The sequence below is a fragment of the Coprococcus hominis (ex Arizal et al. 2022) genome (assembly GCF_040094675.1).
Taxonomy (GTDB): domain Bacteria; phylum Bacillota; class Clostridia; order Lachnospirales; family Lachnospiraceae; genus Coprococcus_C; species Coprococcus_C hominis.
Map to the genome: position 1 here is coordinate 27,238 of NZ_JBBNHG010000027.1, position 24,989 is coordinate 52,226.

The following is a 24,989-nucleotide window of genomic DNA, read 5'->3' on the forward strand; positions in this document are numbered from 1 at the left end:
GTCAAGTATTTTAACACGCGGGCAGGCTCCGTCAATGGCTTTCACAGAGATTTCACAAAATAAAAAAATCCCTGATACATCTTGTATCAAGGATTTAAGAGAGGCGCGAGCCGGATTTGAACCGGCGGTGAAGGTGTTGCAGACCTCTGCCTTACCACTTGGCTATCACGCCATATATCATAAGAAGAACCCGCTTGCGGGAGATCTCTTATGATTAGTAAGTAGCTTTGCTACTTACAATATCAAACTCCCCGAGTAGGGCTCGAACCTACAACAACTCGGTTAACAGCCGAGTGCTCTACCATTGAGCTATCGAGGAATATATCGTTGCATTTAACTAAACGCAAAGTAGATTATATGAAATATTTCCAATCAAGTCAAGACTTATTTTCAATATTTTATCCGTAATCTACAAACGGAGATGGAGGGATTTGAACCCTCGCGCCGCGCGAACGACCTACACCCTTAGCAGGGGCGCCTCTTCAGCCACTTGAGTACATCTCCAATGCCTAAAAAACACATTTTACCAATCGGTGTTATTTAGTTCCGCGTCAACACGCTAAATTAGAATAACAAATATTGTACTAAATGTCAAGAGGTAATTATATACCCTTAGTATAATCCTATTTTTTATTATTTTATTCCAATAAATTATTCATACGAAAGAAGCGTATTCACGCCATCGTCACTTTCCATATAATGAACTGTGATTACATCACCTTCCTCAATCTTGATCAGGCTTTCATTTTCGGCAAAATTCTGTTTGTAGACAGAACGATCTTTCGCTGTGATATACACATATGTCTCATTCTCTACCGTGATGTACCGGATCTGTGTGACTGTAATCTTCTTACTCAACGTATCTTCGCTGACATCATTTCCACTTGTTGCAATGCTGTTTTCGGCAAGCAGCTTTCGGTAACTTGCAAGTGCTTCCTTCTGTGTCGCGCCAGTTGCCACGATGCTGTATTTTTCCACATTGACAAGTGCATACATCTTCACAAGTCCTGCATTATCTTTGAGTACCATGATATAGGTTGGTACATTCCCGATGTTGATCAGAGATGGGAATGATGACGTGTACCCGAGGTTTTGTACCTGTCCTTCCGCAGAGGACATCGCGGAATGTTCTTCCGCACCTGCAATTGCAAAATATTTACTCTCTGCAGTTCTTGAATTCATCAACACAAATCCGATGTTCGACTGGTCGCCATTGACGGATGTCACACCTGTGTATACCCACACATCGCCATCCATCACCTTGTAACCATAATCATCGGTCGTCACCTTGCAGCCTTTGTTTCCAATCTTGCTGTTAATGAATCCACCTGACAGCATACCATACCAGTTATACCGGTCACATAAGAGATCACCATCATACACGCGATCTACCCAGTTTGGAATATCACCCAGATCCATATATTCACAATCACCGCTGCATGGATCACAGAGCACGATTCCCTTTACGTCCTTCGCTCCAAATAACCCTGCATTCGGCTTTAATACCGGACAGATATAATATGGATTTCCTTCGTTATCGAGTTCAAAATAATATCCGTTGAAATCATAAGTCGGATATGAAAGCTGTACATGCCGCTGCAGATTCTTGCCAAAATACGCAGAGGAAGAATACTGAATCGGCTTTTCAAGCTTCACATAATCTGCCTCATTTTTGACCGGATCAACAAGCACGTATCCCGGAATTCCGGCATCTTTATTATTCAGATATTTGATAAATCCCGCATATTCAAGCGGAGCCACCTTCATCGGCACACCATTATAATCAATCGTGCTGTATGTCTCGCTCACCTGATACTGGCTGACAACGTCAGACAGGGAACCAATCGAACGATCACCGATGATTCTCGCACTGTCCGTATCCATCAGTGCTATGTTATTGATATTCTCACTTTCCGGTACATCCGTTGCAAAATCACCATCTTCAACCTTGATGATTCCTGCATATTTCGATGCACGGAACAATTTGGAAGATGCCAACCCGCCTATAATCAATCCTACAATCAACACAAGAATTGCTGTAAATGAAACCATTACCACCTTTGTCGAACCAACGGCTTCTTTGATATTGCCTTTTTTAGTAATGCGTGTTCCCTTGAAATCAAAGGAGCAGAATCCGATTGCCGCAAGCGTAAGTATCACCCATGTCCAGAATCCAGAGGTATGTACATTGATTGCCGGTGTCAGAAAATAATAAAACAACACTTCCACAACGAGCAGCAACCCATACAGAAGAATGTTTGATCTGCGGATAGCAAATCCTGGTTTTCCGTTTTTCTGCTGTTTCTTCCTGCGCTCCTTTTCCATATCTACATCATATTCGACTTTAACCTTGTTTTTTGCCATATTAACACCTGCCTTTTTCATTATATTTGTTACATACTGTTAGTCAGAAAGATGGTCAAATGACCATCTTCCTGACCAAGTCTATGAATAATATTTCTGATTTTTACTTTTAGGTTTATCTGGTTCTGTCCTTTTTAACTCTCCTATTTTAAGCATTCTATCCAGATAGTGCCTTCTAAAATAAGATCGTTCCAGATTAAATTCTTTCAGAATTTCACTTGCTGATTTTGGTATTCTGCAAAATTCAATAATTTTGTTTTTCATATCTTGGTCACTATCTTGGTCATTATGACCAAGATAATCGTAATTATCCAATAGTTTCAAATACCTATCACAAGCCTGACACAACACCATAATTCCAGACTCATTAATATCATATTCCGGCAATGATCCATCATAAAGTGCACAACCTTCTTTAATCTTTTCAAAGCCTCTTCCCCAAGCCTCAATCATTCCGCTTTTAAAAAATACATTTGCTAAATTCGGATTATATGGTTTGGAAGAATGCTTCATAAACAACTTGTCCGTTGTATCCAAATTAGGAGGCATTTCACCATCATTCCAAACATATATCTTATCCTCATAAACACTAATTTGAATAGGATTACAACTGCTATAGTCTTTATGAACAATTGCATTTAAAAGAATCTCTCGAAATGCATCTTTATGAAACATAAACTGTTCAATCCTCTGAATACCTTCATAAGCAATACGTGCTTTCATATATTTCGTGTACACTAAATCTATGGTTTTATCCACTTGCTCAAGCAATGGACCATGCACTTCATCCTGATATTTCAAATCGGAATCCGATTTTCCAAAGAAACCAATTTTAACATAGGCTCCTGTAACCCATTTTTCTGGATCATTATAAAATGCTAACATAGCTGCCCTTATTAAATATCCATTTTCATCTATCAGATGCAAATTATCCATAAGCACTTCATCAGACACATTTACATCTTCCTGAGTCAATCTGCCACGTCTAACCGACTTTTCCTTAAATAACTGTATTGCATCCTGTTTCAAATCTGTTACCGAAAGTTTAGGCAATGGTACTCCATCCCACGTTCTTCCTTGTGTTTTTAACAATGTCCTTTCTAATTCCTTTCCAGTAATCTCACGCATAGTACTACCAGAACGATAATAATATTTTCCTCGAAAACTGATTAATGAGGGATATTTATCAACAATTATTTCCAAATATTCTAAGCCATCTTTATACAATAAATTTACATCCGCAATAATTCCCATTGTATCTGTAATTTTGCTTGGAATCAGTTCTAACAATTCTTTCGCATTATCAATTCCAATAACATTACCATCATCATCCGTTCCGATATATATTGTTCCACCATATGCATTTGCATATCCGCAAATCCACTTCAAATATTCATCACGCCATGCCTGTTTCCATTCTACCGACTGATGTTCTTTTTCTTTCATCTACTACCCCAACTTTCATATTCATATTTTTAATTATGCTCCTTCAGATAATCTGCAACCGCCGTCTCATACAGATTGTGTCCCTCGCTGTCGATCACGACGATTACCGGAAGATTCTCCACGCGCATCTTACGGATTGCCTCGGTTCCAAGGTCATCATAAGCGATTACCTCGGACTCCTTGATACATTTGGATAAAAGTGCACCCGCTCCGCCGACGGCTGCCATATATACGGCTTTTTCCTTCACGATTGCATCAATGACTGCCTGACTGCGCTTGCCTTTTCCAATCATGCCCTTCAACCCTTTTGAAAGCAGAAGCGGTGTATATTTATCCATACGGCTGCTTGTTGTAGGTCCGGCAGAACCGATGACCTGTCCCGGCTTCGCCGGTGTCGGTCCGAGATAATAGATTGTATTTCCTGTAATATCCAGTGGCAGAATCTGATCCTCATACAGCTTTGCTCCGCTATACTCTACTTCCGGATGTTTCTCCTGCTCCACGCAGATAGCATCATACATCCGCTTGTGTGCAGCATCTCTGGCACTGTAAATCGTGCCGGTCAGATAGATATAATCTCCTGCATGAAGCTCCTTTAATTCCTCTTCGCTAAATGGTACTGCAATATGTCGTTCCATGTTCTAGTCCTCCACTACTATTTTTTATTGTACTTACTTTGTCAACATATATCCCTTCATAAACATCCTGTTTATCTTATCTTGCTTTTCGTCTATTTCGAAGCTGATATACGTTATAATCAGCTTTTCCGTATCACTGACTTGTATTTCATAGACTATGTCTTTTTCGTTTATCTTCTGATTTTCTCTTTTATCCTCCAGATTCTTATAATATGAAATACAGGAAGTAAAATCTACATTCTTATATTCGCTGTCTCCGACTGTAATCGTTTTATTCTCATAGTTTTCGATTGTGCTTTCCTCGTTCCAATGTGCAGTCATCGTATAGATTTTTGCATATCCATCAATGATGATTCCTTTCTCTTCAATTGGATCTGCATAAAAATATACAGATTCCCATTGTTCACTGTCATGCGTATCTCCACCATACATCATACTATGTAATTCATCCTGCTCCGCTTCCGTGAGATTGGTCTTTATGTATCGTCTGCCATACGCATTTCCACGCAAATAATCATACGCTTCCGCAGCCACTTCCTTATCCGAAGTTTGATTCTTTACAAACCTGTTTTTCTGTGACTGATAAGACAGGTAAGATGCATTTCCAAATGGAAGCAGAAGTCCTATTAATAAACATCCCACGAATACAAGGATCAGATTTTCATAATGCCGGTTCCACAGAATATAGATGATCTGAAGCAGTATAAACATGATTGCCACATATCGCTGCTCCGTCAGTCCATATGCTTTGACACGCACTGACATAGAATAGATTTCAAGCAGGATAAACGGTGCATAGATATATTTCGTAATATGGATCAGTTTCTTATAACGTGAAGACTTCTCCTCCACGAACCCGGATGCCATCATCCAGATTGGCATACCAATTGCAAAAAGACTTGCACAGATACTGAAGATTTCGTTGCTCGGAACCTCCTGCGTCACGAAGATTTTTACCACATAGAGATAGATTACGAACATCGCAATCCACACGCATGGAAGTAGCACATACGATACAAATTTCTTCGTAAATGCCGCGTTATCTTCGCTTGTGTCCGAGACAGCAAGCAGGCAGGTTGGAAAATACGCAAGTGCACTCAGCAATAACTGGATATTCAACTCCACTCTGAACGTATCTATATCCACAAGCAATGCATCTATAATTTCAAGAATCAGGATAACCGCAATATTTAACACCAGATAGACACCAACTGCCCGGAGCAATGCGAATATAATCCGTCCGATACAATGTGGCAGATCCAGTTTCTGCTGCCGGAGCAATACATAGATTGCAAGAAGCACCGTGCATGCAATGTAAAAATACAAGATACTTTCAAATATCAGATTCGGTATATCCGCTTTCTGTGCTTTAAGAATCTCTGACAAATTCTCAAATACGATTGCAATCACAAACGTTACGCCATATCCGATCAGCCATTTCTGTTTGTTTTTCTGTGCTTCTTCTGCTGTTTTCTTCCACAGACTCTCAACCAGAAAATTCCCGGCAAGCCAGATAGAACACACAGTCACGATAGATTCTATGTCAAACCCTTTTTTCTGATTTGCTATGATACTCACAACCGCTATGATAAACGCGCAGAAAATACTCGCAGCATAACGTATGTAAATCTGCTTGAATTTCGCCATATTCTGGTTGATATAATTTGAAACCTTTCCCAAGTACATATCTCCTTTCTTTCGGGCACGCATGATTCTCGTTTATAACCTACACATGCATCCATCCAATCTCCTGTACATCTTACTCTATCATTTCTTCCATATTATTTATATTTCTACAACACAACTGTCTTGTGACGATTGACATGACAGCACATATTGACTGCAAGCGGCATACCTGCGATATGCGTTGCGTAGGTTTCAATATTGACGGCGAGCGCCGTTGTCTTTCCTCCAAGTCCACCCGGTCCGATTCCCGTCTTATTCACAAGCTCCAATATCTCGTCTTCGAGCTTCGCAATATGTGCCTTCTCCGAATGTGATCCTGCTGGTCTTGTGAGTGCTTTCTTCGCAAGCTTTGCCGCAAGCTCAAAATCACCGCCAAGTCCGACACCGACTACCATCGGCGGACAGGCATTTGGTCCGGCATCCTTGACTGCTGCAAGTACGGACTGACGGATTCCTTCTTCTCCATCTGCCGGCTTCAGCATATACACCTTGCTCATATTCTCACTTCCAAAGCCCTTCGGTGCAATCGTGATTTCCAGCTTATCACCCGGCACGATATCGTAGTGAATGATTGCCGGTGTATTATCTCCTGTATTCTCACGCTGCAACGGATCTTTCACGACAGATTTTCGCAGATATCCTTCCGTATATCCTCTTCTCACACCTTCGTTGATGGCATCTGTGAGATTCATTCCTTCAATGTGCAGATTCTGTCCAACATTCACGAAGAACACTGCCATTCCTGTATCCTGACAGATTGGTGTTTTATCTTCTCCTGCAATCTCCATATTCTCGATCAACTGATTCAAGATCTGCTTGCCGAGTGTGCTGTCTTCCTCTTTTGCCGCCTGACGTATCTTTCCATCCATATCATCTGCCAGATACAGATTGGCCGAGATACACATTTCTTTCACTGCTTCAATGATTTTGTCTGTGTGTAATGTTCGCATGGTTTACTCCTTTTTAACATACTAAGGCTGCTACATGATTTCTCATATAGCAGCCCTTTTCTTAATCATCCAAATAGTCGTCTTTATCTTTCGTATCAATTCCACGTTTCTTATTCTGTGCACGCACATAAATCGAAACAAAAATGTATGTCACAAATAACAATACAAATATGACACCTACCCAATACATAAGTGCATATAAGAAATTGGATACGCCATCCATCTTGGAAAGACCTTCCAAGCCCTCTTTAATACTATCGTTCATCGCTTTTCCCTCTTTTCACGATTTACTTATCTTCCGGACTCTCCGGCTCTTCTACATTACCTTCTTCATTGTCTGCCTCGTTCATCTCGCGTTCCATCATCTCTAAAGACTCGGATTCATCTGCAGATTTCTGACGAACCTTTGCAATACTTGCAACGGTAATATCGCTTTCCAGATCCATGTTGATGAGCTTCACACCGGTTGTAATTCTGCCTAATATAGAGATATCCTTACACAGGAGTCTTATTACAATACCCTGGTTGGTAATCAGCATGATCTCGTTATCATCATTGACCGCCTTAAATCCTACAACGGTTCCGGACTTGTCTGTGATCTTGTAACACTTCACACCCTTACCGCCACGGTGCTGTGGTGTAAATTCTTCGACAAGAGTACGCTTACCAAGACCATTCTCGGATACGATCAGAAGTGCTTCGCCCTGTGTATCAAGCTGCATGCCGATAACCTCATCATCACCGGCAACACTCATACCGATGACACCCATCGATGTACGTCCGGTTGAACGAACCTCCTTCTCATTGAAGCGGATACACATACCCTGCTTTGTAATCAGGATGATATCCTTCGTATTGTTCGTTGCCTTTACTTCGATCAGCTCATCGCCCTCTTTCAGGGTGATTGCTGCAAGTCCGGACTTACGAACATTTGCATACTCGGTAATCTTTGTCTTCTTGATCATACCATTCTTTGTAGCCATGATCAGGTATCTTCCCTCATGGTACTCACGAATTGGAATGACTGCTGTGATCACTTCATCCGGCTGGAGCTGTAAGAGGTTTACGATTGCCGTTCCTCTTGCAGTACGTCCGGATTCCGGAATCTCATACGTCTTCAGACGATATACACGTCCCTGATTCGTGAAGAACATGATGTAATGATGCGTCGTTGTCATGAACAGATTCTCGATGAAATCATCCTCGATTGTCTGCATGCCCTTGATGCCCTTACCACCACGGTTCTGACTCTTGAAGTTATTGATTGTCATACGCTTTACATAGCCAAGCTTTGTCATAGCGATTACAACATTTTCCTTCGGAATCAGATCTTCAACTGTGATATCATCATCCATATCAATGCCGATAGAAGTTCTTCTGTCATCGCCATATTTTGTTGCGATGATCAGGATTTCCTCCTTGATTACACCAAGGAGCAGCTTCTCATCTGCGAGAATTGCCTTCAACTCTTTGATGAGTTCCATCAATTCTCTGTATTCTTTCTCAAGCTTCTCTCTTTCCAAACCGGTCAGAGCACGCAGACGCATATCTACGATAGCCTGTGCCTGTGCATCGGACAAACCGAAGCGCTCGATCAATGCAAGCTTTGCATCGGCAACGGATTTGGAACTACGGATGATTTGAATAACCTCATCAATATTATCGAGGGCTATCAATAATCCCTCTAATATATGAGCACGATCTTCCGCTTTATTCAAGTCGAACTTCGTTCTTCTAGTTACAACCTCTTCCTGATGCTTGATATAATATCCAAGCATTTGAAGGAGATTTAATACCATAGGCTGTCCATCAACCAACGCCAGCATAATCACACCAAATGTATCCTGCATCTGTGTGTGCTTGTATAACTGGTTCAGCACGATATTCGCATTGCAGTCTTTTCGAAGCTCAATAACGATACGCATACCCTCACGGGAACTCTCATCACGGAGGGCTGTGATACCCTCAATCTTCTTCTCCTTGACAAGCTCTGCAATCTTCTGAATCAGCTTTGCTTTATTTACCATATATGGAAGCTCAGTCACAACGATTCTCTGCTTTCCGTTTGCCATCGGCTCGATCTCGGATACCGCACGTACTTTAATCTTGCCACGACCGGTTCTATATGCTTCATTGATACCGGCTGTACCAAGGATAGAAGCACCCGTTGGGAAATCCGGTCCCTTGATGATTTCCATCACTTCCTCGATGCTTGTCTCCCGGTCTTCATTCACGCGGTTGTCAATGATTTTGACAACTGCATTTATGACTTCACGCAGATTGTGTGGTGGAATATTTGTCGCCATACCTACTGCAATACCGGTTGTACCGTTTACGAGCAGGTTTGGATAACGGCTTGGAAGTACGACCGGTTCTTTCTCTGTCTCATCAAAGTTTGGTACAAAATCAACCGTATCTTTGTTGATATCCGCAACCATCTCCATGGAAATCTTGGAGAGACGTGCCTCTGTATATCGCATCGCAGCCGCGCCATCCCCATCGACGGAACCGAAGTTTCCGTGTCCATCAACCAGTGGATATCTTGTATTCCATTCCTGTGCCAGTTTTACAAGTGCTTCATAGATAGAACTGTCACCATGTGGATGGTATTTACCCATTGTATCACCGACGATACGGGCACATTTACGATGTGGCTTATCCGGACCGTTGTTCAGTTCTACCATGGAATGCAAAATTCTTCGCTGTACAGGCTTTAAACCATCCCGCACATCCGGAAGAGCTCTTGCAGCGATAACGCTCATGGCATAATCGATATACGATTCTTCCATGGTTTTCTTCAAATCCACTTCATGGATTTTATCAAAAATTGTACTATCGTCCATTGTTCTCCTCCTACTTAAATGTCAAGATTCTTAACGAATTTTGCATTTGCCTCAATAAATTCACGTCTTGGCTCTACTCTCTCACCCATCAATGTATCGAAGGTTAAGTCAAGCTCAGACTCACTATTCTCATCAATTGCTACACGCAATAAAATCCGCTTTTCCGGATCCATCGTCGTATCCCACAACTGTTCGGCATCCATCTCACCAAGTCCTTTGTATCGCTGGATCTTGTTATTCTGGTCACGACCAACTTCATTTAAGATATCTGCCAGCTCTTCGTCACTGTATGCATACCATGTCTTCTTGTTTTTCTCCAGCTTGTACAGCGGTGGCTGTGCCAGATATACATGTCCTTCCTTGATCAGATCCGGCATGAACCGGAAGAAGAAGGTTAACATCAAGGTTGCAATATGTGCACCATCGACATCGGCATCGGTCATGATAATGATCTTGTCATAACGAAGCTTTTCAATATTGAAATTTTCACGAATACCGGTACCAAATGCAGTAATCATGGCTTTAATCTCTGCATTTTCCAGAATCCGGTCGATTCTTGCTTTCTCTACATTCAGAATCTTACCACGCAGCGGAAGGATTGCCTGTGTTGCACGGGATCTGGCAGTCTTTGCAGAACCGCCGGCGGAATCTCCCTCTACGATATAGATTTCACAGTTCTTTGGATTTGGATCTGAACAATCGGCAAGTTTACCGGGAAGCGCCATGTTCGTCTCAAGTGTACTCTTACGGGCAACATCTCTTGCTTTTCTGGCTGCCATGCGGGCACGCTGTGCGACAACTGCTTTTCCTACGATAGCCTTTGCCACCTGAGGATTCTGCTCTAAGAAATACGTAAGTTTCTCTGTCACAAGTCCTTCGACTGCAGTTCTCGCTTCTGCATTACCAAGCTTCTGCTTTGTCTGTCCTTCAAACTGTGGCTCCGGAATCTTGATACTTACGATAGCGGTCAGACCTTCTCGTAAGTCATCACCGGACAGGTTTTCTTCTTTGTCACGCAGAATCTTATTGCTTCTTGCATAATCATTGAAGACTTTCGTGATAGCACTCTTAAATCCTGTCAGATGCATACCACCTTCCGGTGTGTTGATATTATTTACAAAGCTCAAAGTAAGCTCGTTGTAAGAATCGTTGTGCTGCATTGCCACTTCGACATAAATATCATCTTTGTTACCTTCGATATAGATAATTTTGTCGTAAAGCGCAGTCTTTGTCTTGTTCAAATAAGCGATGAACTCCTTGATACCACCCTCATAGTGGAAGGATTCTCTCTGTTCCTTGCCCTCACGCTTATCTTCAAGATTAATCTTCAATCCCTTTGTCAGGAAAGCCATCTCACGAAGTCTTGTACGAAGCACCTTATAATCAAAGATTGTATCATCAAAGATCGTATCATCCGGCATAAATGTAACCTTCGTTCCGGTCTTATCGGTCTTGCCAATCTCTTTTAACTTATACACGACATTTCCACGTTCATAACGCTGCTTATAGACCTTTCCATCTCTGGAAATCTCAACTTCCAGCCAGTTCGAAAGCGCATTTACAACCGATGCACCTACACCATGCAGACCACCGGATACCTTGTATCCGCCACCGCCGAACTTACCGCCGGCATGCAGGATTGTAAATACAACCTCAACTGCAGGAATTCCAGCCTTCTTGTGGATACCTGTCGGGATACCACGTCCATTATCGATAACGGTGACAGAACCATCTTCATTGATTGATACATCGATTTCTGTACAGAATCCTGCCAATGCCTCATCGACTGCATTGTCTACGATTTCGTATACAAGATGATGAAGTCCTCTTGTCGAGGTACTACCGATATACATACCTGGTCTTTTACGAACCGCCTGCAAACCTTCCAAAATCTGGATTTGATTCGCATCATAATTGCTTTCATTTTGATTACCCATCTAACTCCTCCTGTATCGTTCCGGCAACAACCTTATAGACTTTATCGATTGTCAGCCGTTCCTTTATAAAATCATCATATCCTGTACATGTAAGAATCGTTTGGATTCCTCGAATAGACTCTAATAACGCATCTTGCCGGCTTCGATCCAGCTCAGACATTACATCGTCTAACAGTAATATGGGATTATCCTGTATCAGTCTCTTTACCAGCTCGATTTCTGCAAGCTTCAATGACAGCGCCACTGTACGCTGCTGTCCCTGCGAACCGAACTTTCTCACATCCATACCGTCGATCAAAAACGCGATATCATCGCGGTGAGGACCGGTCTGTGTTGTCTGATAACGTAAGTCCATCTCCTGTTTTTCTGCAAGCATCGATGCAAAGCTTTCCTCTTCTGCATTTTTCTCATATACCAGACACAAATGTTCTTTTCCCGACGTTAAATTGCTATGTATATCAGGAATTATCTCATTTATCAAATCAATAAAATGATTCCTTTTTTTAATGATTTCTATACCATATTTTACCAGTTGGTCATCCCAGACTGGCAGCATATCCATTTTACTTTTATCAAAGCTAATCTGCCTTAACAGATTATTTCTCTGATCTAACACTTTTTTATAATTTGCCAGCAGACTCACATAAATCTTATCCAACTGGCATAATTCCATATCCATGAAATTTCTTCGCTCTGCCGGACTGTTTTTGATGATAGAAAGATCCTCCGGGGAAAAGAAAACCATATTCATCGTGCCAAGCAACTCAGAACTTCTGCGGATTGGTACCATATCAATCGCAATTCCTTTTGATTTGCTCTTTTTCAGATGCATATCAATCCGTCGATGCATACCATCTTTTTTTATTTCTGCGCGGATATGACTTTCATCTGCATCAAACCGTATGATTTCCCGATCCTTGCTTCCTCTGTGACTCTTTGTCGTTCCAATCAGGTAGATAGCTTCCAATATGTTGGTCTTTCCCTGTGCGTTATCCCCATATAAAATGTTGATACCATCGGAAAATGTAATCTCGGCACGCGCATAATTTCTGTAATTTTGCAGTGCCAGATTTTCAATATACATGCCTACACCTCATTTGCACAGAAATTATTTCTGAATACTAATCTTATTATCATCAAACACGACTTCATCACCATCATAGAGCTTTCTTCCACGACGTTCATCAATCTCACCATTGACTAAAACCAGTCCCTGCTGAATGATTTCCTTTGCATCAATTCCAGAATCTGCAAGACCAGTCGCTTTAAGTGCCTGTCCTAATTTGATATATTCCTCGCCCTCGCGAAGCTTTAAAATATGCATCTCACCCATGATTAATAAGCCCCCGCATTGATATTGACTGGTAATACAACATAGATATAAGTTCCTGCATCATCCCGGATGATACATGGTGATTTTGCATCACGCATGTAGATAAAGATGTCTTCATCGTCAATAACCTTCAACACATCTGTTAGGAATCTTGGATTAAATCCAATGATGATTTCCTCTCCATCCTTTGTGATTTCTATTTCTTCATTCATGGAACCCATCATCGTATCGACTTTGAGATACATACGGTTATCATTTTTGATACTGACAACGATTGGCTTCTTATCTGACTCACGCATAAGGATAGAAGCACGATCGATACAATCAAACAACTCTCTGTTATTTACGCGAACCTTGATCTTATGATCCATAGAAAGCATCTGTACGATCTTGAAATATTCTCCCTCAAGCAGACGGGATACTACTATTGTATTCTCAAACTCAAATAAAATATGTCTGTCTGTAAAGTAAACCGTTACCATATCATCGACACCACCTGTGATGATCTTTGACAGATCATTGAGTGTCTTTCCCGGTACAACAACGCTTACATTCGAAGCATTTCCCTTCAATGCCAGATTACGAAGTGAAATACGATGTCCATCCAGAGATACGACCTGAAGCACACCATCCTTTACCTCAAACAACTCACCAGTCATCAGCTTGTTATTCTCATTATCTGAGATAGAGAATATTGTCTGTCGGATAATCTCCTTCAAAGAAAACTGGGAAAGTTCAATACTCTTTTCCTTCTCAATCTGAGGAAGTTCTGTAAAGTCCTCACCAGATTTGGATGGAATGACAAACTTTGATTTTTCACAACGGATGATTGTATTATAATCCGGTGTTGTTTCGATAAAGATTTCACTGTTTGGAAGCTTACGAACGATATCATTGAACAGCTTTGCTTCAATCGCAATGCGTCCCATCTCGATTACTTCACCATCTAAGATTGTTTCAATACCAATCTCAAGGTCATTTGCTGTCAGCTTAATGCTGTCTGCATATACATCAATTAAGATACATTCCAAGATTGGTAATGTTGTTTTTGTAGAAACTGCTTTTGAAACGATGTTAAGAGAATTTAACAGGTTTACTTTTGAACATTTTATCTTCATGTTAGTTGAAACTCCTTTCGAGGCTGTGCCTGAGTCATAAATATAGAATATAAATTAGTAGTAGTAATAGTAGTAGCTGTGGATATGTATATAACCCTCAAAAACATTGATGGCTGCTGGTTAAATCCACCTTTATAACCATGTTGAAATGCATTTCACTCTCTGTGGAAGCATCTGGATAACTTCACACATTAAAGTTAACATAAGAATGGTTCAAAAAAGTGTCAACAGGTTATATTCAATCAAATCACAAATTTATGTGTAAATCTATGCGTTTGTATCCAGCTTTTTGATGATCGTCTCAATCGTATTGTTGAATGCCGGATCTTCTTTCCGTTTCGCCTCAACACGGTTAATGCCGTTGATGACTGTCGTATGGTCACGACCGCCGACGATATTGCCCGCAGATTGCAGAGACATGACGGTAAGCTTTCTACATAAGTACATAACGACCTGTCTGGCTGTCGCGATATCTTGACTACGCTTCTTGGAGCGAATATCATCTGGAGAGATATTCATATGCTCGGATACTGTCTTGAGAATTGTCTCACCGGTAATTGTTTCATTCTTCTCTTTGTTGATCAGATCCTTTAGAGATTCCTTGGCTGTCTCCAGTGTAACTTCTTCTTTCATAAGCTTGGAGAAAATGCCTATCTTATGAAGAGCACCTTCGAGCTCCCGGATGTTGTTGGTTACATTCTCAGCGATATACTGGAACACTTCTTCCGGAATATCATTTAAATGATCCATCTCCGCTTTCGTCTTGAGGATTGCCATACGTGTTTCATAGTCAGGCTCGTGAATATCAATCGGGATACCACATTCAAAACGGGAACGGATTCTTTCATTCAAAGACTGCAGCTCCTTTGGAGGCTGGTCGGAAGAAAGAATAATCTGTTTCTTATTATTATAAAGTTCATTAAACGTATTGAAAAATTCCGTCTGTGTACTCTCTTTTTTGATGATAAACTGAATGTCATCAATCAACAGGACGTCCACATTTCTGTATTTTTCACGGAATTCATTTGTTGTATGATTCTTGATTGCGTCGATAATCTCATGTGTAAATGTCTCAGATGGTACATACAAAACTTTCGTCTTATCATCCTTCTGCAGGATGTAATGTGCGATGGACTGCATGAGATGCGTCTTTCCAAGTCCGGAGTTTCCATATAAGAACAATGGATTGAAATTATCCTGTCCCGGAAGATCGGCAACTGCCAGACATGTCGCGTGAGCGTGTCGGTTTCCTTCTCCGACAATGAACGTATCAAATGTATATTTTGGATTCAGATTGCTGCGGCTGACTGCTTCCTTGTAAGAGTCGGATTTTTGTACAGACTCTTTTCTGGCTTCTTCGTCGCTTTCAATCAGATTTTTCTTTTCGTCAATCACAATATCAATCGTACTGTCATTTAATGTCTCGCGAATAGAGGAAAGTAAAAAAATGTCAAACTCTTTGCGCTTTAAAAACTTGAGCGCATTCTCACCGAGCTTTTCATCTACATAAAAATAAACCGTATTGTTTTTAACCTCATATATTTTGAGGGAACGAATCCATGTATTGATCATGATACTGGAAATGTCATATTCAGTTTCCAGAAGAGACAGGATCTCTTCCCATTTTGATTCGATTAATTCTTTCATATCATAACTCCTAAATACCGTGCTTCCTTTATCCGCACACTTGGATTCTATTTTACAATAAATTCAGAATTTTAGCAAGTTTTGGGCGTGGATTTCGGAGATTTTTACTACATAATTATAGGAAGAAAAATAATAATGAGTGATATAAGATGTTATGTAAAGTAAAATTAGGTTTACTTGGAAAATTGTGTATATCCAAAATGACGTAAAATAGGCATTTTGAGGATAAATGAACATGAAATATACAAGTTTTCCACAAGTTAATAACAATTTGTGGATAACATTATGTAAATTAGGTGGGTATATCCCTATATATTTGTGGATAACTTCTATTGACGGAAGCTTATTTTTTCAATATAATAGGCGAGTATGCAGTTTTCGGGCATAACTATATAGAAAAGGAGGACTTTCATTATGAAAATGACATTTCAGCCAAAGAAGAGACAGCGTTCTAAAGTTCACGGCTTCAGAAAGAGAATGAGCACAGCGAACGGAAGAAAGGTATTGGCCGCAAGACGTGCTAAGGGCAGAAAGCAGTTATCAGCGTAGGTCACAGGTACTGTGACCTTTTTCATTAAGTGGAGAATTGTATGAGACATATAGTTACACTTAAAAATAACAGAGAGTTCGGCAAGGTGTATAACCAAAAAGAATCGTTTGCCAATAAGTATTTAGTGATGTATCTGAGGGCCAACAACTTGGATTACAGTAGAATTGGAATCTCTGTTAGTAAGAAAGTTGGTAATAGTGTGGTCAGGCATCGTTTGACCAGACTGATCAGGGAAACGTATCGTTTGAATCAATATCGGATAAAACCGGGATATGATCTTGTGGTTGTCGCGAGAATGAATGCAAAAGGTAAATCTTTTCATGAGATAGATTCTGCTTTTTTGCATCTGGCGAAAAAACATGAGATTTTGATGCAGGATACTGTTCCGGAGGTGATGGAATGAAAAAGGCATGTATTAAGATGATACGTCTGTATCAGAAATACATTTCACCCTGGAAACGTTATGGTCACTGCAAATATTATCCAACCTGTTCCAATTATGCGATTGAAGCATATCAGAAATATGGTTTTTTCAAAGGAACAGCCCTGACAGTATGGAGAATCCTTCGATGCAATCCATTTTCAAAAGGTGGATATGATCCAGTTCCTTAATATGTAAGACAGGGTCTTACACGACTAATTGGAGGACAGTATGTTTTTAACACAGTCAGGTGGCTTTATTATTAAGCCAATTTCGAGGCTTTTAGGAGCTATTCTTAGTTTGCTCTATCGCGGGTTGAATGCAATTGGTGTGGAATCAATCGGTATTGCGATTATTCTTTTTACGCTGATCGTACGTTTGATCATATTCCCGTTGATGTATAAGCAGAATCGTTCAAGCAAGATTATGTCAATGATTCAGCCGGAAATCAACAAGGCAACTAAGAAGTACAGAGGTAAGACAGATCAGCAGTCAATGATGGAAGTACAGCGAATCACGAAAGAGATTCAGAGTAAGTATGGTGTAAGCATGACAAGTGGATGTTTGACATCTTTGATTCAGCTTCCAATCTTTTTAGCACTTTATCGTGTAATTCAGAATATACCTGCTTATGTACCAAAGGTATATGACATGTATAAGCCGATTGCTGTTGCAATTCAGAATAACACAAAAGCGCAGGAAGCATTAACAACTGTAACCGCAGATGCTGGTAAGCAGGTTGCATTGGCAATGAATTCCATTGATTATAACAATACAAATACCGTTATTGACGTGCTTGCTAATTTTTCCGAGAAAATGTGGAATAATCTGGCAAATGCGCTTGGAAATACAGGTGATGTTGTAAATGCAATGTTCGTAAATAATAACGTTGACAACATCAATCATGTAAATAACTTCTTTGGATTAAATCTTACAGAAGTTCCAGGTTTTGCATTTCGTGCAGCTATTATTATTCCGATATTATCACTCATCTTCCAGTTTTTGAGTATGAAGGTAACGAATGTTCAGACTTCTGATGATCCGACACAGCAGGCAACAATGGGAACTATGAAAACCATGATGTATATCATGCCAATCTTCTCATTCTTTGTCTGTGTCAATGTACCTTGTGGTGTTGGTCTTTACTGGGCAGTTGGTGCATTTATCTCATTCATAACAACGATTTGTACAAATGCTTACTTTAAGCATTGTGATATGGATAAGATACTGGAAAAGAGTATGGCAAAAGCTGCAAAGAAGAATGCAAAAAAGAAGAAGAAAAACAAGAAATCCTTTATGGAGAAAATGCAGGAGGCTGCTTATGGACAGGCATCTTCTTCCTCTTCAGATGAAAGAAAGGTTGAAAACGGCGTAAAGAATGCAAGTTTAAAGAGTTATTCTTCTAACACAATGAAGTCTGGCAATGATGCCGGAACAAAATATCGTGCAGGATCGCTTGCTTCCAAAGCAAATATCATGCAGAATTATAACAATGACAAGGATAAGTAATATTTAGGAGTTAAGATGGAATATAGAGAGTTTAAGGCCAAGACTGTTGATGAGGCAATTACACTCGCATCTACAGAGTTCGGTTGTACAAGCACAGAGCTTGATTATGAGGTAATCGAGAAGGGTTCCTCAGGATTCCTTGGAATCGGTGCAAAGCAGGCAGTCATTAAGGCAAAGAAAAAGGAAAGCTTTTTAGATGATATTCAGGAATACCTTGATAACTTATTCAAGGCTATGGATATCGAAGCAAAGGTTACAATCGATTACGATGAAGCAGAAGCAACGATGGATATTGACGTGGAAGGTCCGGATATGGGTATTCTGATTGGTAAGCGTGGACAGACATTGGATTCTCTGCAGTATCTGATCAGTCTGTTTGTAAATAAGAAGAGTGAATCTTATATCCGTGTCAAGCTCGATACAGAAAATTATCGTGCAAGAAGAAAGGATACGCTCGAGAATCTTGCAAAGAATATTTCATTCAAGGTTAAGAGAACAAGAAGACCTTTTACTTTAGAGCCTATGAATCCTTATGAGAGAAGAATTATCCATTCTGCTCTTCAGAATGATAAATATGTAGCTACCAGAAGTGAGGGTGAAGAGCCTTATCGTAAGGTTGTTATCTACTTGAAGAAAAATGCTTAATTAAAGTTAAAAGAAAAGGATACTCTTTTACGAGTATCCTTTTTTAGTGTGTTGAAATAACTGCAAAACACAGTAGTAATTGAACATATATTTCAATATGGTTCATTCTATATACAATGTATTGAATCTAAGAAGTTCTAAATGTTCTGATTTATATATTGATATAATACGCCACCGCCGCCAATTCGCCATCCATGGCTCAGTGGCGGCTTGTTTGAACATCGTGTTCAAACATGGCTAGTCTAATTACAGAACATTAAGAACTTCTAGGATTCAAACATATTGTATATTAGAATGAATTCATATTGAAATATATGAATTCAAGTATTGATTGTTTTTTGCAATTATTAATTTATATTAAGAATATAATTGAATTTTTATTATTTTCCTTATGAATTTATTTTTTATATTATAATTTTCTTCTGCGAGATAAGTGACCTTTATTTACCCATACAGAATTCGGCGAATATTTTGTTGACGAGATCGTCTTCAAGTTCTTCTCCAATGATTTTGCCAAGCGATGTGTAGGCGGACATCAGATCAATCGTGAAGAAGTCCTCTCCCATTCCCATGTCGATACTTTCTAAGACTTTGTTCAGGCTCTCTCTTGTGTCATAGAGTAATGATTTGTGGCGCAGGTTGGTAATGTAAAGTTCGTCGTTATAGGTGAGCTCCTGATTGAAGAACATGGACTTCAACAGGTCGTGAAGCTGTTCTTTGCCAGTGCCCTCTTTCGCTGATATTTCCAGTATTTTAGTCTCTAATTTTGAAGTTATCCCCAACTTATCCACAACCAGATTCTGATCGTTTTTATTGATCAAAGTGATGACTTTTTTGCCCTGTAAAGCGTCCATAATACGGTAATCATCATCATTTAGAGCGCATGTTCCATCCACGATATAAAGAATCAGATCCGCGTCAGAAATCGTTGTCATAGCCTTGGTTACACCGATTTTTTCTACGATATCTTCTGTATCATGAATACCCGCTGTATCCACGATATTTAGCGTAATTCCATCGATATTGACCAGTTCCTCCAGCGTATCTCTCGTTGTACCGGCAACCTCTGTAACAATCGCACGTTCCTCGCCTAACAGCATGTTCAAAACAGAGGATTTACCTGCATTTGGACGTCCAGCAATAACTGTACGGATTCCCTCTTTGATAATACGTCCATTCTCACTGGTTGACAGTAAATGATTCACAGTTATCAACATGTTATCCACAGTGGTGTGTAATTGCTGTGGAAAGTTATCTAATGAATAATTTTCAGGGTCATCTAAGGCGGATTCAATATATGCGATGTTATAAAGTAAAGTATCACGCAAGTCTGTAATCACAGTCTTTAATTCACCACGAAGCTGAATCAGGGATGATTTTGCTGCCATATCATTTTTGGCATGAATGAGATCCATGACAGATTCTGCCTGTGACATATCAATCCGTCCACCTAAGAATGCACGCTTCGTAAATTCACCCGGTTCAGCTGGTCTTGCACCAAGCCGGATCACGAGATCTAACACACGTTTTAATACGGTGATACCACCATGACAATCAAGTTCCACAACATCTTCGGTTGTGTATGTCTTTGGGGCACGCATGACGAGTGCAACTGCTTCATCATAGATTTCATCTTCGTAGATGATCTTTCCATAAGCAGCGGTATAGCTATCCATATTTAAAATTGTTTTCTTTTTATTCACCGGTTGAAATATCTGATCTACAATCTGTAACGCTGTATCTCCACTGATTCGTATAATGCCTATGCCGGAATCTCCCATCCCGGTTGCAATCGCAGCAATCGTCTCACCCATAATCAAACACCTTTCTTTCAATAAGGTACCCGCATGTGAATGCACCAACATACGGGAAAATCACAATTTCCTCTATTATACCTTTTCTTTTTTTATTCAACAAGGTATAATTAATAAGTTAAAATTGTAGTTACAACATAATTAAATATACAATGATTCAATTAAAGAAGAATATGTAGATTGATAATTCAAACCAGTCATATATGTGAATTGAGATTTCTAATATTACAAATTCGAAAGCAGACCGTCGAAGCACGCTGGTACTTAATGAGCAGGGATACTAATTCGTTGAATTAGTGTTACTGCGAATTTAGTACCATTGCGTGATGAGCCGAACGGGAGTGTGTCTGCGAAGAATTTGGTAATTTAGAAATCTCGTTTATAGAAGTAAATAGGTTTGAATTATCTTTAAGAGGATTTTATCGTGGAGAAAAAATATATAGAGGAAGAATATGATATTATCGTCGTTGGTGCCGGCCATGCGGGCTGTGAAGCCGCCCTTGCAGCATCTCGACTCGGTCTTGAAACCATCCTGTTCACTATCAGCATGGACAGCGTTGCCCTGATGCCATGCAACCCAAATGTCGGTGGAAGCTCCAAAGGACATCTGGTGCGTGAAATTGATGCCTTAGGCGGTGAGATGGGTAAAAATATTGATAAGACCTATATTCAGAGCAAGATGCTGAATGTATCCAAAGGTCCTGCCGTACACTCTTTACGTGCACAGGCAGACAAGGGCGAATATACAAAGCAGATGCGTTTAACACTTCAGAATCAGGAACATCTGACACTCCGTCAGGGTGAGGTCGCTGAGCTTTTATATGATACGAAAATTACCGATGAAATGAAAGACCAGAAAATCATCTGTGGCGTCCGTATGTATTCAGGTGCAGTGTATCATGCAAAGGCAGTTATCTTATGTACTGGAACGTATTTGAAGGCAAGATGCATCTATGGTGATGTTGTGAATTATACGGGTCCAAATGGTCTTTCAGCAGCAAATCACTTGTCTGATTCCATGCGGGATGCAGGTATCTTTATCCGGCGATTTAAGACAGGTACACCAGCAAGACTAGATAAAAAGACGATTGATTTTACCAAGATGCAGGAGCAAAAAGGTGATGAGCATATCGTTCCATTTTCCTTTACGAATAAAGAGGAAGATATCAAGCGGGATCAGATTTCCTGCTGGCTGACTTATACGAACGAGGAAACACATAAGATTATCAAGGATAATATTGACCGTTCTCCGCTCTTCTCTGGATTTATTGAGGGAACCGGACCGAGATACTGTCCTTCTATTGAGGATAAGGTCATGAAGTTCCCGGACAAAGACCGCCATCAGTTGTTTATTGAGCCGGAGGGTGAATTTACAAATGAGATGTATATGGGTGGTATGTCTTCTTCTCTGCCGGAAGATGTGCAGTATGCGATGATTCATACAGTACCGGGACTGGAGCATGTAGCAATTGTTCGAAATGCATATGCGATTGAATATGATTGTATTGATGCGACAAACCTGAAGGCAAATCTGGAATTTAAAGATATGGATGGACTGTTCAGTGCAGGACAGATCAATGGCAGCTCTGGATATGAGGAAGCAGCTGCACAGGGTATCATGGCTGGTATCAATGCAGCGCGGAAGCTGCAGAATAAACCACCAGTGATCTTGGATCGTTCCCAGGCATACATCGGTGTTTTGATTGATGATCTTGTAACAAAGGAGACACAGGAACCATACCGTATGATGACGAGCCGTGCAGAGTATCGACTGCTTTTAAGGCAGGATAATGCAGATCTGAGACTGACAGATATCGGACATGAGATTGGTCTGATTGATGAAGCCCGTTATGAGAAATTCTGCGAGAAGCGTAGACAGATTGATGCGGAAATTGCACGTATGAACGAGATATCAGTTGGCGCAAATAAGCATGTACAGGATTTTCTGACAAAGCATGGAAGCTCTTCACTTGGAACAGCCGCAACGCTGGCAGAACTTATCCGCAGACCAGAGCTTTCTTATGAAGCACTGGAAGAATTGGATACTGGCAGACAGGAAGCATATCGGGTATTGCTTGGCGTTGATACAACAGATAAGATTACTTTGGATAATGAAGTGGTAGAACAAATCAACATTGCAATTAAGTATGATGGTTATATCAGTCGCCAGAAACAGCAGGTAGAACATTTTCAGAAAATGGAGAAAAAACAGATTCCAGATGACATCAATTATGACGATGTTGCAAATCTTCGAAAAGAGGCGCGGCAGAAGTTATCAAATATCCGACCGACTTCGCTCGGACAGGCGTCACGTATCTCTGGTGTATCGCCAGCAGATGTGTCGGTGTTGATGATTTATCTGGAGACAAAGAAACAGGCATAGGAATATAGAAAATGGAAAAAGTTAGAATATATGTAGAACAGATCACAGAGGGACAGGTGCTTTTGACCGATGCACAGCTTGCACAATTCGAGCAGTATTATGATATGCTGATTGAGAAAAACAAGGTGATGAATCTGACGGCTATTACAGAGCGGGAAGAAGTAATTCTGAAACATTTTATTGACAGTCTTGCACTTGCCGGATATGTGAAGATGTGGGAAAAACCGTATAAGATCATTGATGTGGGAACAGGAGCTGGATTTCCGGGTATTCCGTTAAAAATTGCATTTCCAAATCTGCAGGTAACGTTGTTTGATTCTCTGAATAAACGCATTAAATTCTTACAGGAAGTGATTGATGCGTTAAACCTGAATGAGATATCAGCGGTGCATGGACGTGCAGAGGAAGGTGCCAGAGATAAGGCAATGCGTGAAAAATATGATTTTGTAGTTTCGCGTGCTGTTGCGAATATGGCAGTGCTTTCGGAATATTGTATTCCATTTGTGAAGGCTGGTGGATATTTTATCCCATATAAGACAGGAACGGTAGAGGAAGAAATCACACAGGGAAAAAAGGCAATCCAGATTCTCGGTGGTAAGATTGAAAAAGTAGAAAAACTCATGCTTCCGGATTCGGATATCAGCCGGAGCTTTGTATTTATCAGAAAAGAAAAACAGACACCAAAAGCATATCCGCGGAAAGCAGGAACTGCAAGCAAACAACCCCTCGGCTAATAGCCAAGGGGTTTGTTTTAATTATGACGCTTTGTCTGACGTCTTATCCGGAGTTCGTCCTGTCGCTCTTTCATTGCTTCCAGACCTTTTTTATCGGTTGGAATCATCGTTTTAATGACAAATATATTGTTGTTTCTCGATTGTTTGAATCGAATCTTACCGCTCACCAATCCGTGGTGCCAGCATTTTCCAATACAGGTATAGGAGTTCGGTGTATTTGCAAACCATTTTACCTTTGGTGCTAATTTCTTACCACAGCGATAGCAGATCGGAGCCATCAGTTCTACGTCTGAAATCGCTTCCTCTTTGCAATGGTATTCTCTGGAGATATGCTCTAAATAATGCTTGTGATGGGAGATAATCTCATCTTTTTTATCCTTCGGGTTGTTATAGATATCGTAACAATACCGGTCTGCCAGATCTCTTGGAGACATTGCTTTCAGCACAAGTCCGGTATAGTATGCATCATTCACTGCACTGTGAAATGGTTTATCCTCTTCCACTTCTATCTTCAGATGTTCGACCGCTTTTTTCAGCTTTACAATCTTACCATCTTCGTCATACATATCTGCATAGATCTGCTGTACATTATAGAACTTTAATGGCACGGGCATCGGCTTTAAGTAGTAGTAGTCCATGTTTGTCTGAAGGATGTTCAAGTCCATTGAACCCCACGTGCCAAAGATATAATCATCCTGTCCACACCATTTGATGAATTCCCGATACACCATATCAAACGGTCGTCCCTTTCGAAGTGTGGATTCATCATAATTTAAAATCGTCTTGATATGTGGCTGCAGCTTCTTGTAGAGCTTTGGTTTTATAATACTGGAGTATGTGTCGATAATATTAAATTTTTTGTCCAGTTTTACTGCACCGATTTCTATGATTTCAAATGGCATGCGCGGGTTTTCCATATCTCTGCCACCACAGCACTGGTTCCATTCCAAATCAAATATGATATAGTTCAT

The 24,989-nt window shown here is 40.4% G+C and carries 21 protein-coding genes and 3 tRNA genes; 7 read left to right on the forward strand and 17 right to left on the reverse strand.

The window, feature by feature from the left end; genetic code table 11:
- Window positions 1–101: 101 nt before the first annotated feature.
- The 15 genes from AAAT93_RS04855 to dnaA form a co-directional block, all read right to left on the reverse strand.
- A tRNA-Cys gene (locus AAAT93_RS04855) sits at window positions 102–172 on the reverse strand.
- Between the two features lie 75 nt (window positions 173–247).
- A tRNA-Asn gene (locus AAAT93_RS04860) sits at window positions 248–319 on the reverse strand.
- Between the two features lie 97 nt (window positions 320–416).
- Window positions 417–504 (reverse strand) — tRNA-Ser (locus AAAT93_RS04865).
- A 147-nt stretch (window positions 505–651) separates the two neighbouring features.
- Entirely contained in the window at window positions 652–2,364 is a 1,713-nt protein-coding gene (locus AAAT93_RS04870; protein ID WP_227573572.1) for a hypothetical protein, read from the reverse strand.
- An 81-nt stretch (window positions 2,365–2,445) separates the two neighbouring features.
- Complete coding sequence (locus tag AAAT93_RS04875) at window positions 2,446–3,810, reverse strand: ATP-binding protein (protein WP_227573573.1); 1,365 nt, start codon at window positions 3,808–3,810, stop codon at window positions 2,446–2,448.
- 29 nt (window positions 3,811–3,839) lie between these two features.
- Window positions 3,840–4,448, reverse strand: a complete 609-nt coding sequence (locus tag AAAT93_RS04880; RefSeq protein ID WP_118374251.1) for a Fe-S-containing hydro-lyase — start codon at window positions 4,446–4,448, stop codon at window positions 3,840–3,842.
- A 33-nt stretch (window positions 4,449–4,481) separates the two neighbouring features.
- A complete protein-coding gene (locus AAAT93_RS04885) occupies window positions 4,482–6,128 on the reverse strand; it encodes a DUF4153 domain-containing protein (protein ID WP_227573574.1) in 1,647 nt (548 codons plus the stop codon).
- Between the two features lie 113 nt (window positions 6,129–6,241).
- Window positions 6,242–7,084, reverse strand: a complete 843-nt coding sequence (locus tag AAAT93_RS04890; protein WP_117780897.1) for a fumarate hydratase — start codon at window positions 7,082–7,084, stop codon at window positions 6,242–6,244.
- A 61-nt stretch (window positions 7,085–7,145) separates the two neighbouring features.
- Complete coding sequence (locus AAAT93_RS04895) at window positions 7,146–7,349, reverse strand: hypothetical protein (protein ID WP_021984093.1); 204 nt, start codon at window positions 7,347–7,349, stop codon at window positions 7,146–7,148.
- Between the two features lie 22 nt (window positions 7,350–7,371).
- The gene (gyrA, locus tag AAAT93_RS04900; protein ID WP_227573575.1) at window positions 7,372–9,927 is read right to left on the reverse strand and encodes a DNA gyrase subunit A; all 2,556 of its coding nucleotides are present in this window, start codon (window positions 9,925–9,927) and stop codon (window positions 7,372–7,374) included.
- 14 nt (window positions 9,928–9,941) lie between these two features.
- Window positions 9,942–11,864, reverse strand: coding sequence for a DNA topoisomerase (ATP-hydrolyzing) subunit B (gene gyrB, locus AAAT93_RS04905; RefSeq protein ID WP_227573576.1), 1,923 nt, complete (start codon window positions 11,862–11,864; stop codon window positions 9,942–9,944).
- Window positions 11,857–12,948 (reverse strand): DNA replication/repair protein RecF, encoded by a 1,092-nt coding sequence (recF, locus tag AAAT93_RS04910; protein ID WP_117780900.1) that lies wholly within the window; start codon window positions 12,946–12,948, stop codon window positions 11,857–11,859. The genes gyrB and recF overlap by 8 nt, the downstream gene beginning before the upstream one ends.
- A gap of 24 nt (window positions 12,949–12,972) precedes the next feature.
- Entirely contained in the window at window positions 12,973–13,188 is a 216-nt protein-coding gene (locus AAAT93_RS04915) for an RNA-binding S4 domain-containing protein (RefSeq protein WP_117780903.1), read from the reverse strand.
- Window positions 13,189–13,199: 11 nt separating this feature from the next.
- Complete coding sequence (gene dnaN / locus AAAT93_RS04920) at window positions 13,200–14,315, reverse strand: DNA polymerase III subunit beta (RefSeq protein WP_021984098.1); 1,116 nt, start codon at window positions 14,313–14,315, stop codon at window positions 13,200–13,202.
- 267 nt (window positions 14,316–14,582) lie between these two features.
- Window positions 14,583–15,962, reverse strand: a complete 1,380-nt coding sequence (gene dnaA / locus AAAT93_RS04925; RefSeq protein ID WP_021984099.1) for a chromosomal replication initiator protein DnaA — start codon at window positions 15,960–15,962, stop codon at window positions 14,583–14,585.
- A 414-nt stretch (window positions 15,963–16,376) separates the two neighbouring features.
- Here dnaA and rpmH point away from each other — a divergent pair, with 414 nt between their 5' ends.
- The 5 genes from rpmH to jag are packed head-to-tail and all read left to right on the forward strand — an operon-like array spanning window position 16,377 to window position 19,087.
- Complete coding sequence (gene rpmH / locus AAAT93_RS04930) at window positions 16,377–16,511, forward strand: 50S ribosomal protein L34 (protein ID WP_021984100.1); 135 nt, start codon at window positions 16,377–16,379, stop codon at window positions 16,509–16,511.
- Between the two features lie 41 nt (window positions 16,512–16,552).
- The gene (gene rnpA / locus AAAT93_RS04935) at window positions 16,553–16,915 is read left to right on the forward strand and encodes a ribonuclease P protein component (protein ID WP_021984101.1); all 363 of its coding nucleotides are present in this window, start codon (window positions 16,553–16,555) and stop codon (window positions 16,913–16,915) included.
- The gene (gene yidD, locus AAAT93_RS04940) at window positions 16,912–17,124 is read left to right on the forward strand and encodes a membrane protein insertion efficiency factor YidD (protein WP_021984102.1); all 213 of its coding nucleotides are present in this window, start codon (window positions 16,912–16,914) and stop codon (window positions 17,122–17,124) included. Before rnpA ends, yidD begins: the two co-directional genes overlap by 4 nt.
- A 40-nt stretch (window positions 17,125–17,164) precedes the next feature.
- Window positions 17,165–18,442 (forward strand): YidC/Oxa1 family membrane protein insertase, encoded by a 1,278-nt coding sequence (locus AAAT93_RS04945; RefSeq protein ID WP_021984103.1) that lies wholly within the window; start codon window positions 17,165–17,167, stop codon window positions 18,440–18,442.
- A gap of 15 nt (window positions 18,443–18,457) precedes the next feature.
- The gene (jag, locus tag AAAT93_RS04950) at window positions 18,458–19,087 is read left to right on the forward strand and encodes an RNA-binding cell elongation regulator Jag/EloR (RefSeq protein WP_227573577.1); all 630 of its coding nucleotides are present in this window, start codon (window positions 18,458–18,460) and stop codon (window positions 19,085–19,087) included.
- 440 nt (window positions 19,088–19,527) lie between these two features.
- On the opposite strand, the gene mnmE is transcribed toward jag, so the two are convergent.
- A complete protein-coding gene (gene mnmE / locus AAAT93_RS04955) occupies window positions 19,528–20,904 on the reverse strand; it encodes a tRNA uridine-5-carboxymethylaminomethyl(34) synthesis GTPase MnmE (RefSeq protein WP_227573587.1) in 1,377 nt (458 codons plus the stop codon).
- 418 nt (window positions 20,905–21,322) lie between these two features.
- Here mnmE and mnmG point away from each other — a divergent pair, with 418 nt between their 5' ends.
- The gene (gene mnmG / locus AAAT93_RS04960) at window positions 21,323–23,284 is read left to right on the forward strand and encodes a tRNA uridine-5-carboxymethylaminomethyl(34) synthesis enzyme MnmG (RefSeq protein WP_227573588.1); all 1,962 of its coding nucleotides are present in this window, start codon (window positions 21,323–21,325) and stop codon (window positions 23,282–23,284) included.
- An 11-nt stretch (window positions 23,285–23,295) separates the two neighbouring features.
- The gene (gene rsmG, locus AAAT93_RS04965) at window positions 23,296–24,018 is read left to right on the forward strand and encodes a 16S rRNA (guanine(527)-N(7))-methyltransferase RsmG (protein WP_118374736.1); all 723 of its coding nucleotides are present in this window, start codon (window positions 23,296–23,298) and stop codon (window positions 24,016–24,018) included.
- Window positions 24,019–24,035: 17 nt separating this feature from the next.
- Here the strand turns inward: rsmG and AAAT93_RS04970 are convergent, their stop codons facing one another.
- Window positions 24,036–24,989 (reverse strand): 3'-5' exonuclease, encoded by a 954-nt coding sequence (locus AAAT93_RS04970; RefSeq protein WP_118545193.1) that lies wholly within the window; start codon window positions 24,987–24,989, stop codon window positions 24,036–24,038.

Coding starts and splice junctions, on each gene's coding strand:
- AAAT93_RS04870 (WP_227573572.1), bottom strand. CDS start 2,364: ATGGCAAAAAACAAGGTTAAAGTCGAATATGATGTAGATATGGAAAAG.
- AAAT93_RS04875 (WP_227573573.1), bottom strand. CDS start 3,810: ATGAAAGAAAAAGAACATCAGTCGGTAGAATGGAAACAGGCATGGCGT.
- AAAT93_RS04880 (WP_118374251.1), bottom strand. CDS start 4,448: ATGGAACGACATATTGCAGTACCATTTAGCGAAGAGGAATTAAAGGAG.
- AAAT93_RS04890 (WP_117780897.1), bottom strand. CDS start 7,084: ATGCGAACATTACACACAGACAAAATCATTGAAGCAGTGAAAGAAATG.
- AAAT93_RS04895 (WP_021984093.1), bottom strand. CDS start 7,349: ATGAACGATAGTATTAAAGAGGGCTTGGAAGGTCTTTCCAAGATGGAT.
- gyrA (WP_227573575.1), bottom strand. CDS start 9,927: ATGGACGATAGTACAATTTTTGATAAAATCCATGAAGTGGATTTGAAG.
- gyrB (WP_227573576.1), bottom strand. CDS start 11,864: ATGGGTAATCAAAATGAAAGCAATTATGATGCGAATCAAATCCAGATT.
- recF (WP_117780900.1), bottom strand. CDS start 12,948: ATGTATATTGAAAATCTGGCACTGCAAAATTACAGAAATTATGCGCGT.
- AAAT93_RS04915 (WP_117780903.1), bottom strand. CDS start 13,188: ATGCATATTTTAAAGCTTCGCGAGGGCGAGGAATATATCAAATTAGGA.
- dnaN (WP_021984098.1), bottom strand. CDS start 14,315: ATGAAGATAAAATGTTCAAAAGTAAACCTGTTAAATTCTCTTAACATC.
- dnaA (WP_021984099.1), bottom strand. CDS start 15,962: ATGAAAGAATTAATCGAATCAAAATGGGAAGAGATCCTGTCTCTTCTG.
- rpmH (WP_021984100.1), top strand. CDS start 16,377: ATGAAAATGACATTTCAGCCAAAGAAGAGACAGCGTTCTAAAGTTCAC.
- rnpA (WP_021984101.1), top strand. CDS start 16,553: ATGAGACATATAGTTACACTTAAAAATAACAGAGAGTTCGGCAAGGTG.
- yidD (WP_021984102.1), top strand. CDS start 16,912: ATGAAAAAGGCATGTATTAAGATGATACGTCTGTATCAGAAATACATT.
- AAAT93_RS04945 (WP_021984103.1), top strand. CDS start 17,165: ATGTTTTTAACACAGTCAGGTGGCTTTATTATTAAGCCAATTTCGAGG.
- jag (WP_227573577.1), top strand. CDS start 18,458: ATGGAATATAGAGAGTTTAAGGCCAAGACTGTTGATGAGGCAATTACA.
- rsmG (WP_118374736.1), top strand. CDS start 23,296: ATGGAAAAAGTTAGAATATATGTAGAACAGATCACAGAGGGACAGGTG.
- AAAT93_RS04970 (WP_118545193.1), bottom strand. CDS start 24,989: ATGAACTATATCATATTTGATTTGGAATGGAACCAGTGCTGTGGTGGC.